The sequence below is a fragment of the Bradyrhizobium sp. genome (assembly GCF_035309285.1).
Lineage (GTDB): Bacteria > Pseudomonadota > Alphaproteobacteria > Rhizobiales > Xanthobacteraceae > Bradyrhizobium.
On record NZ_DATGFH010000002.1, the window covers coordinates 86005 to 93447 of the forward strand.

The 7443-nt window shown below is 64.1% G+C and carries 6 protein-coding genes; all 6 read left to right on the forward strand.

The annotated features are described in order from the left end of the window. Window positions 1-114: 114 nt before the first annotated feature. Entirely contained in the window at window positions 115-1713 is a 1599-nt protein-coding gene (locus tag VKR55_RS00525) for an ABC transporter substrate-binding protein (RefSeq protein ID WP_324398831.1), read from the forward strand. A gap of 101 nt (window positions 1714-1814) precedes the next feature. After that, window positions 1815-2795, forward strand: a complete 981-nt coding sequence (locus tag VKR55_RS00530) for an ABC transporter permease (RefSeq protein ID WP_324398832.1) — start codon at window positions 1815-1817, stop codon at window positions 2793-2795. A gap of 2 nt (window positions 2796-2797) precedes the next feature. Then, window positions 2798-3769, forward strand: a complete 972-nt coding sequence (locus tag VKR55_RS00535; protein ID WP_324398833.1) for an ABC transporter permease — start codon at window positions 2798-2800, stop codon at window positions 3767-3769. Continuing rightward, window positions 3766-4752 carry an ABC transporter ATP-binding protein gene (locus VKR55_RS00540; RefSeq protein WP_324398834.1) on the forward strand — a complete coding sequence of 329 codons (987 nt, stop codon included), beginning with the start codon at window positions 3766-3768 and terminating at the stop codon, window positions 4750-4752. The genes VKR55_RS00535 and VKR55_RS00540 overlap by 4 nt, the downstream gene beginning before the upstream one ends. Next, window positions 4749-5732, forward strand: coding sequence for an ABC transporter ATP-binding protein (locus VKR55_RS00545; protein WP_324398835.1), 984 nt, complete (start codon window positions 4749-4751; stop codon window positions 5730-5732). Before VKR55_RS00540 ends, VKR55_RS00545 begins: the two co-directional genes overlap by 4 nt. Before the next feature lie 90 nt (window positions 5733-5822). Further along, the coding region (locus tag VKR55_RS00550) for a gamma-glutamyltransferase family protein (protein ID WP_324398836.1) at window positions 5823-7443 on the forward strand (1621 nt) is incomplete at its 3' end.

Here is a 7443-nt window from a genome sequence, read left to right on the forward strand (position 1 = left end):
CGGCTTTCGGGGGAATGGCGCTTGCGCGGCGGCCAAACTCTGGCAAATTGGTTTGATTATACCCACGGGCCGCATTGCGGACATGCAGGCGCCCTAAGCGGAGAGCGTAAACAAATGTCGGTACGTCACCTTTTTTTTGCAGCGACCGTTTCGCTTGCAGCATTCGCGATGGCGCCGGCATCGAGCCAAACGCTCCGTTATGCGAACCAGGGCGATCTGAAGTCGCTCGATCCCTATACCTTGCGCGAAACCACGACGATCGCCCATCACGGGCACGTTTATGAGGGCTTGGTCGCGCGCGACAAGGACCTGAAAATCGTTCCGGCGCTGGCCGAAAGCTGGGAGACCCCGGAGCCGACGCGCTGGCGCTTCCATCTGCGCCACAACGTCAAATTCCACAACGGCGATCCCTTCACCGCCGACGACGTGATTTTCTCGGCCGATCGCGTTCGCGCCAACGGCTCCAATTTTACCAGCGTCATTCCGGCCGACGCAAAATTCGTCAAGGTCGACGACTACACGGTCGACGTCGTGCTGAAGTCGCCCAATCCCATTCTGATCACGCAATGGGACGGCTGGTATATCATGGACAAGAAATGGTGCGAGAAGCACGACGTCGTCGCGCCGACGCCGGCGTCCGCGACCACGCCAAGCTATGCCTCGCTGCACGAGAACGGCACCGGCCGCTTCACCATCGAGAGCCATCAGCCCGGCGTGAAAACCGTCTTCAAGGTATTTCCGGGCTGGTGGGGCAAGCCCGAAAGCAATCTGAAGGAGATCGTGTTCACCCCGATCGCGAACGACGCGACGAGGGTGGCGGCGCTATTGTCCGGCGAAGTCGACGTCATCGAGCCGGTGCCGCTGCAGGACATCCAGCGCGTCAATGCCAGCGGTGCGGCCAAGGTCATGACCGGCCCGGAGCTGCGCACCATCTTCCTCGGCATGGACCAGTCGCGGGACGAGCTGCTCTACTCCAGCGTCAAGGGCAAGAACCCGTTCAAGGATATCCGCGTCCGCGAGGCCTTCTACAAGGCGATCGACGTGGACGCGATCAAGAGCCGCGTGATGCGCGGCATGTCGACGCCCTCGGCGCTGATGATCGCGCCGCAACTCTACGCGCTCTCCAAGGACTTCACGCGCCCGAAATACGATCCGGATGCTGCCAAGAAGCTTCTTGCTGAAGCCGGCTATCCCAACGGCTTCGAGCTCACGATGGACTGCCCGAACGACCGCTACGTCAACGACGCGGCGATCTGCCAGGCGGTGGTCGGCATGCTGGCGCGCATCGGCGTCAAGGTCGATCTGAACGCGCAGCCCAAGCAGCTCTTTTTTGCCAAGGTCCTCAAGCCCGGCGGCTACAAGACCTCGTTCTATCTGCTCGGCTGGACGCCGGCCTCGATGGACTCCCACAACGTGCTGCACGATATCTTCGGCTGCCGTAACGATCCGAAGGATCCCGGCCGCGGCGAAGCCAATCTCGGCGGTTATTGCAACAAGGACCTCGACGCACTCACCGACAAGATCCTGGTCGAGCCGGATCAGGCCAAGCGCGACCAGTTGATCAAGCAGGCCTTCGAGATCGCCAACAAGGACTATGCCTACATCCCGCTGCACCAGCAGTCGCTGGCCTGGGGTGTGTCGAACAAGGTGAAGCTGACCCAGCGCGCGGACAACCAGGTCCTGCTCTACTGGGCCAACAAGCAGGAAGAGTAGTAGGGTTCGATCAGAGTGTCCCGGCGGCTTGCGGCTTCCGGGACATTTCGTTAGGTCACGCAACGAAGCGCGCCATACAAGAAGAGAAGTGAAAGGATCACATGCTCGCTTTCACTCTTCGCCGGGTGATCCAGGCGATCGGCGTGATGATCGCCGTCGGAATCATCGCCTTCTCGATGTTCCGTTTCGCCGGCGACCCGGTCAGCCAGATGGTTGCGATCGATACCTCGGCCGCGGAGCGCGCCGCTATCCGCGAATCGCTCGGCCTCAATGATCCGATTCCCGTCCAGTTCGTGCGCTACTTCGCCAATGCAGCGCAGTTCAAGTTCGGCATCTCCTATCAGTTCCGCCAGCCCGTCGCGGCGCTCTTGAAAGAGCGGATGCCGGCGACGCTGGAGCTCGCCACCTGTGCGACCATTTTTGCGATCGTGTTCGGTATCCTGATGGGCGTCTATTCGGCGCTGCGCCGCGATTCTATCCTCGCCAAGCTGTTCCAGGCGGTGTCGCTGATCGGCATATCGCTGCCGACCTTCCTGATCGGCATCCTGCTCATCTATCTGTTCTCAGTCACGCTCGGCTGGCTGCCCTCATTCGGCCGCGGCGAGGTGGTCCACATCGGCTGGTGGACGACCGGGCTTCTCACCGTTTCCGGCCTGAAGGCCCTGATCATGCCCTCGATCACGCTCGGGCTGTTCCAGATGACGCTGATCATGCGGCTGGTCCGCGCCGAGATGCTGGAGGTGCTGCGCACCGACTACATCCGCTTCGCCCGTGCGCGGGGGCTAACCACCCGCGCCATCCACTTCGGGCACGCGCTGCGCAACACGCTGGTTCCCGTCATCACCGTGGCGGGGCTGCAATTTGGCTCGGTCATTGCATTCGCGATCATCACCGAAACCGTGTTCCAATGGCCCGGGATGGGACTGTTGTTCGTTCAAGCCATCCAAAATGTCGATATTCCGATCATGGCGGCCTATCTCTTGATGGTCTCACTGATCTTCGTCATCATCAACCTGGTGGTTGATATCCTCTACACTGTCGTCGATCCGCGCTTGCGCTCGACCATCAGCCGGCCGGCCTGACCATGAGCGACGCCGTCGTCCCGCATACCAAAGCCGGTGCGCCATCGGCGCGATCCTCCTCCTTGAGCTGGTTCAGGCGTGCCGTCGAGAGCGACCTGTTCTATTCGTTCCGCCGCTCGAAGCTGACGATGCTTGCGGCCGCGGTGACGCTCTTGTTCTTCCTGCTCGCGATCTTCGCCTCGGTAATCTCGGTGCAGAACCCGTTCGACCCGGCGCAGCTCCAGCTTATCAATTCGCGCATCCCGCCGCTCTGGCTCGCCGACGGCCAGTCGCCCTTCCTGCTCGGCACCGACGAGCAGGGCCGCGACGTCTTGTCCGCGATCCTCTACGGCCTGCGTATCTCGCTGATCGTCGGGGTGCTGGGCGTCGTGTTCTCCGGCGTGCTCGGCGTCGTGCTCGGCCTGATCGCAGGTTACGTCGGTGGCGCCGTCGACTCCCTCATCATGCGCATCGCCGACGTGCAGCTCACCTTCCCGGCCATCCTGATCGCGCTGCTCGTCAACGGCATAGTCAAGTCGGTGTTCGGCGATCGGCTCGACGCCATGAGCATGCTGGGTGTGCTGGTGTTCGCGATCGGCCTCAGCTTCTGGGTGCAATATGCGCGTACCGTGCGCGGCTCGGTGCTGGTCGAGAAGAACAAGGACTATGTCGCGGCCGCGCAACTGATCGGCCTGCCTGCGCCGGTGATCATGCTGCGCCACGTGCTCCCGAACGCGATGGGACCGGTGCTGATCATCGCCACCATCAACCTCGCGCTTGCCATCATCACCGAGGCCACGCTGTCGTTCCTCGGCTCCGGCATGCCCGACACCATGCCCTCGCTCGGCACGCTGATCCGCATCGGCAACAACTACCTGTTCTCCGGCGAATGGTGGATCATCGCCTTCCCGGGCTTTGCGCTGGCCGCGCTGATCCTCTCCATCAACCTGCTCGGCGACTGGCTGCGCGACGCGCTCAACCCGAAACTGCGATGACCGAACCCGTCCTTTCCGTGCGTAACCTCCAGGTGGAGTTCGCCACCCGCCGCCACACCCTGCGCGCTATCGACGGCGTTTCCTTCGACATCGCCAAGGGCGAGGTGCTGGGAGTCGTCGGCGAGTCCGGCGCCGGCAAATCGGTCACGGGGCTCGCGGTGATCGGGCTGATCGATCCGCCCGGCCGGATTGCCGGCGGCGAAATCTGGCTGTCGGGCAAACGCGTCGACAATCTGTCGCCCGATGACATGCGCAAAGTGCGGGGCAAGAAGATCGGCATGATCTTCCAGGATCCGTTGACCAGCCTCAATCCGCTGTATCGGATCGGCGACCAGATCGTCGAGACTATCAAGACCCATTTGAGCCTGTCCGACTCCGCCGCCCGCAAGCGTGCCATCGACCTGCTCGCCGAGGTCGGTATCCCCGCCCCTGACAAGCGCATCGACGGCTACCCGCACGAATTTTCCGGTGGCATGCGCCAGCGCGTCGTGATCGCGCTTGCGATCTGCGCCGAGCCGGAACTTATCATCGCCGACGAGCCGACCACCGCGCTCGACGTCTCCGTGCAGGCGCAGATCATCACGCTGATCAAGCGGCTCGGCCGCGACCACGGTACTGCCGTCATGCTGGTGACCCACGACATGGGCGTGATCGCCGAGACCTGCGACCGCGTCGCGGTGATGTATTCGGGGCGCATCGCCGAGATCGGCCCGGTCCGGGATCTCGTGCAAAATCCCTTGCATCCCTATGCCAAAGGCCTGATGGGCGCGATTCCGACGCTCGCCGGCGAGGAGAAGCGGCTGGTGCAGATTCCCGGCGCCATGCCGCGGCTGTCGGCGATCCCGCCGGGCTGCTCGTTCAACCCGCGCTGCACCAGCGCCTTCGACCGCTGCCGCGTCGAGCGGCCGGAGCCGATCCGCCACGGCACGCAATCGGTCGCCTGTCATCTCTACGAGCCTTCCGTGAAGGACAGCGCGGCATGAGCTATGTCGACGTCAAAAACCTCCGCCGCGTGTTCGATGTGTCGAAGCCATGGCTGAATCGCGTGATCGAGGGCGGGCATCTCGAGTACCTCAAGGCCGTCGATGGCGTGAGCTTCGACATCAAGAAGGGCGAGACCTTTGCGCTCGTCGGCGAATCCGGTTCCGGCAAGACCACGGTCGCCCGCATGATGGTGGGGCTCTTGCCGCCGACCTCGGGCAATGTCGTCATCGACGGCATCTCGATGACCGACCCGAAACAGTCGCAGGCGCGGCAAAAGCTGCGGCGCCGCATCCAGATGGTGTTCCAGGACCCCTATGCGAGCCTCAACCCGCGCTTCCGGGTCGATGCCATCGTCGCCGAGCCGATCCGCGCCTTCAACCTGATCGATGGCGAGCGCCAGATCAGGGATCGTGTCGGCGAGCTGCTCTCGCTGGTCGGCCTGCATCCCGACGACGGCACCAAGTTCCCGCATGAATTTTCCGGCGGCCAGCGCCAGCGCATCGCGATCGCGCGGGCACTCGCCTCGAATGCCGAGTTCATTGTCTGCGACGAGCCGACCTCGGCACTCGACGTCTCCGTGCAGGCGCAGATCCTCAACCTGATGCGCGACCTGCAGGACAAGTTCGGCCTGACCTATCTCTTCATCAGCCACAACCTCGCCGTGGTCCGCCATATGGCGAGCCGGATCGGGGTGATGTATCTCGGCCGCATCGTCGAGATCGCGGAAGGGCGCGAGCTCTTTGGCCGGCCACGGATGCCCTACACCAAGATGCTGCTGGGCGCCGTGCCGGACCTTGCGATGTCCGGCCGGCAGCGGATCCCGGTCAAGGGCGAGATCCCGAACCCGATCGACCCGCCGCCCGGCTGCGCCTTCAACCCGCGCTGCCCGCTCGCCTTCGACCTCTGCCGGAAGGAGGCGCCTGCGCTGATCGACGGCGTTGCCTGCCACGCCGTCAATCTGGCCCGCAGTCCGGCCTGATCAGGAAAGGTCGAAGGCGCTGGTATGCCAGTTGGCAGGACGGCCCTGCTGTGCTCAAGTGCGCTCGCCCCAAAAGAAGGAGCCAATCCCATGGCTAGGGTCAGCAACATCAATCCCGATCCGTTCACGACCCGCCCCGAGATCGAGGGCACCTTCGGCGTCGTGACCTCGACGCACTGGATTGCGACCGCGGTCGGGATGGCCACGCTTGAAAAAGGCGGCAACGCCTTTGATGCGGGGGTCGCAACCGCCTTCACGCTGCAGGTGGTCGAGCCGCATTTGAACGGCCCGGGCGGCGATGTCCCGATCATCGTGCATGACATCAAGCGCGGCCGGACCGAGGTGATCTGCGGCCAGGGACCGGCGCCGGCCAAGGCGACGATCGCGCACTACAGGAGCGAGGGGCTGGAGATGGTTCCTGGCACCGGCCTGCTCGCGGCCTGCGTCCCCGGCACGTTCGAATCCTGGATGCTGCTGCTCCGCGACTACGGCGCGCTGCGGCTGCGCGACGTGCTTGAGCCCGCGATCTCCTATGCCGGCAACGGCTATCCGCTGGTCGAGCGCGCCTGCGCCACCATCAAGACGGTCGAAAACCTGTTCCGCCAGCACTGGCCGACCTCGGCCGCCGTGTACCTGCCCAACAACGACGTGCCGAAGCCCGGCACGATCTTCACCAACCCGAAGCTCGCGGAGACCTACACCCGCATCCTGAAAGAGGCGGAAAGCGCCGGCTCCGACCGGGTCGCCCAGATCGAGCGCGCGCGCAAAGCCTGGTCGCATGGGTTTGTGGCGGAAGCGATCGACAAGTTCTGCCGCACCCAGGATGTCATGGATGTCTCCGGTTCGCCGCACAAGGGCGTGCTGTCCGCCGACGACATGGCGCGCTGGGCGCCGACAACAGAGGCGCCCCTGACTTATGACTACGGCCGCTACACCGTGCAGAAATGCGGCGTCTGGAGCCAGGGGCCGGTGATGCTCCAGCAGCTTGCGCTGCTCAAGGGCTTCCAGCTTGACGGGCTCGATCCCACAAGCGCCGAGTTCATCCATCTGCAGATCGAATGCGCCAAGCTCGCTTACGCCGATCGCGAGAAGTTCTACGGCGATCCCAAATTCAACGACATTCCGATCCAGACGCTGTTGTCGGACGCCTATAACGACAAGCGCCGCAAGCTGATCTCCGAAAAAGCCTCGCTCGATTTCGTCCCCGGCTCGGTCGAGGGCTTTGGTTCCGTGGTGAAACTGCGCCGCGCCGAAGGCCAACGCGAGGCGGTCGGCGCCATGGGCGCGGGCGAGCCGACGGTCGGCCGCTTCGGCGAGGTGCGCGGCGACACCGTGCATTTCGACATTATCGACACGGCCGGCAACATGATCTCGGCAACGCCGTCGGGCGGCTGGCTGCAATCTTCCCCCGTGATCCCCGAGATCGGCTTCTGCCTCGGCAGCCGCGCGCAGATGTTCTGGCTCGAGGAGAACCACCCCGCCTCGCTCGCGCCGGGCAAACGCCCGCGCACGACGCTGTCGCCGAGCATGGCGCTGCGCGACGGCGAGCCGTATCTCGCCTGGGGCACGCCCGGCGGCGATGGCCAGGATCAGTGGATCACGCAATTCTTTTTGCGTCATGTCCACGCCGGAATGAATCTGCAAGAGTCGATCGACGCGCCGGCCTGGCATTCCGAGCATTTCCCGAGCTCGTTCTGGCCGCGCACCGCGC

What these genes read in the sequence shown, in the direction of transcription:
- VKR55_RS00525 (WP_324398831.1), top strand. Translation starts at nt 115, where the DNA reads ATGTCGGTACGTCACCTTTTTTTTGCAGCGACCGTTTCGCTTGCAGCA.
- VKR55_RS00530 (WP_324398832.1), top strand. Translation starts at nt 1,815, where the DNA reads ATGCTCGCTTTCACTCTTCGCCGGGTGATCCAGGCGATCGGCGTGATG.
- VKR55_RS00535 (WP_324398833.1), top strand. Translation starts at nt 2,798, where the DNA reads ATGAGCGACGCCGTCGTCCCGCATACCAAAGCCGGTGCGCCATCGGCG.
- VKR55_RS00540 (WP_324398834.1), top strand. Translation starts at nt 3,766, where the DNA reads ATGACCGAACCCGTCCTTTCCGTGCGTAACCTCCAGGTGGAGTTCGCC.
- VKR55_RS00545 (WP_324398835.1), top strand. Translation starts at nt 4,749, where the DNA reads ATGAGCTATGTCGACGTCAAAAACCTCCGCCGCGTGTTCGATGTGTCG.